At 52.9% G+C, this 2,189-nt stretch carries 1 protein-coding gene and 2 pseudogenes; all 3 read right to left on the minus strand.

Annotation, left to right across the window (positions count from 1 at the left end):
* Nucleotides 1-50: 50 nt before the first annotated feature.
* Nucleotides 51-442: pseudogene (gene rbsD / locus B2751_RS03815) on the minus strand (D-ribose pyranase).
* The gene (gene rbsK, locus B2751_RS03820) at nt 439-1,317 is read right to left on the minus strand and encodes a ribokinase (RefSeq protein ID WP_214805370.1); all 879 of its coding nucleotides are present in this window, start codon (nt 1,315-1,317) and stop codon (nt 439-441) included. The pseudogene rbsD and the gene rbsK overlap by 4 nt, the downstream one beginning before the upstream one ends.
* Nucleotides 1,314-2,189: pseudogene (locus B2751_RS03825) on the minus strand (LacI family DNA-binding transcriptional regulator); the annotation flags it as partial. The gene rbsK and the pseudogene B2751_RS03825, both read right to left, overlap by 4 nt.

Genomic DNA, 2,189 nt, shown 5'->3' on the forward strand with positions numbered 1-2,189 from the left:
CCGAATGCTTTTTTGATACCTGTCATCTCGATACGCATCGCATGACCCCCTTAAAAGATTACGCCGGAATGGAAGATGACATTTGCGTACGGTGTCGCTTCCCCAGTCCGGATGATGACCTTCGCTTGCTGCGTCAATTTCTTGAACTCTTCATGCGAGACGAACGCCGNNGTACGATCTGCATGGCTTCGAGTTGCTCGAGTACATCCGGATTCGCTTCTTTGATTTCTGTCGCCAGTGTCAGTTGTTCGATCGCCATGTCACCGGCGACGACACGGACGACGTCGAGGAATGACGGTGTGCCGAGTTCCAGTGCTAAATCGATTCGGGCGACCCCGTCTGGAATCGGTAAGCCGCAATCGGCGATGACGATCGTATCGGTATGACCGAGATCGGTCAGGACCTTGCTGATATGACTGTTTAAGATACCGTGTTTCTTCATGCGTCTCCCTCCATCTGTTCCCGTGTTGGCATGCCACCTTGAGCGCCAAGCGCGCGGATCGATAAGCCGGCTGCCCGGTTCGCGAAACGAATCGCTTCGACGAGCGATTGTCCTTCCGTTAAGGCAACGGCTAAGGCGCCGTTGAACGTATCCCCTGCTCCTGTCGTATCAACGACGGTCGTCTCGATCGCTGGAATCGTCACGATCGACTCACCGTCGTAGAAGCGTGCCCCGCGACTGCCTTCGGTCACGATCAATTTATTCGGATATTCCATCAACCAATGTTCGATTGGCTGGTCTTGTCCGAAGATCAAGCCACATTCATGTTCGTTTGGCGTTAAGTATGTGACGTGTTCAATCAATTCCGGACTGAGTGACATCGCCGGTGCTGGATTCAAGACGACTGGAATGCCGGCTGCATGTGCTTCGCGAGCAACGGTCTCGACCGTTTCGATTGGAATCTCGAGCTGTAGTAAGATGATTTCACTGTCTGCGAGAATCGGCGCGAGTGTATCATCCGCAAATTTCACATGTTGATTAGCAGACTGAACGACGACGATCGAGTTATCGCCTTCAGCGAGCGTGATATGTGCCGTTCCCGTCCGTTCGCCTTCAATCGTTTGCAAGTGTGTCGTCTGTACTCCTTGCGTTTTGAAGTTTTCGCGAATCGCTTCACCGTTTGCGTCACTGCCGACGCAACCGATCATTTCGACGGTACTGCCGAGACGCGCGACCGCCACTGCTTGGTTCGCCCCTTTTCCGCCCGGTACGGTATGAAAGGCATCCCCGATGACCGTTTCGCCTGCGCCTGGGCGGCGTTTACTTTCGACGACGAGATCCATCGAGATACTGCCGATGACACTGATTTGTTTCATGCTTCCTCATCCTTCCGTTTCGTCGTTTCCCGTTCGATGATCTCAACTGTCAACTCATGATGAACGGCGGCAATCGGTGTGCCTTCAATCCGCTGAATCAAAAGTTTCGCCGCCAGTTCTCCCATTTGATAGATCGGCTGCGCAATCGTCGTCAACGGTGGTGAAATCATTTGTCCGAGTTCGATGCCGTCATAGCCGATCACTTGTAGCTCGTCCGGAATCGTGATCCCGCGTTCCGCAGCGACTTGCACCGTTGCTGCAGCGATGACATCGCTCGCGGCAAAAATGCCGTTGCAGTGATAGTGATCAAAGAGATAGTTCGCGGCATCGAGCGCTCCTTGAAAGTGGAACGGTGACTCGATGCTTGCGACGAGATGGATTCCGGCGACTTCCTCAAAGCCGTCCCGGCGTTTCTTGATCGTCGGGAGTTTCGAGGGACCGCTGATGACTGCTAGCTCCGTCGCACCAGAAGCAAGTAAGAACGAAGCTGCCTTTTTCCCGCCTTCGTATCCGTTTGACGTCACCGTTGGAATCGCTCCTTGTAACACACGGTCTAACGCTACGACCGGCACTTCGAGTTCTTCATAGTTCGGATTGTTTGAGTAGTTCGTTGTGATGATCAATCCGTCGACATGCATCGCCTCGAGTGACTTGATATATTCGCGTTCTTTCTGAAACTGTTCGTCTGTGTTACACAAAATGACCTGAAAACCATGTTGATGTGCCATATCTTCCACAGCCCGTGCGAGTTGTGGGAAGAACGGGTTCGTGATGTCTGGAACGATCAATCCGATCAGTCCGGACCGTTTTTGGAACAACGATCGCGCGACTCGGTTCGGTCGATAGTCCAATTGTTTGATTGCCTGAAGCAC

The organism is Exiguobacterium sp. UBA6282, assembly GCF_002440475.1.
GTDB lineage: Bacteria > Bacillota > Bacilli > Exiguobacteriales > Exiguobacteriaceae > Exiguobacterium_A.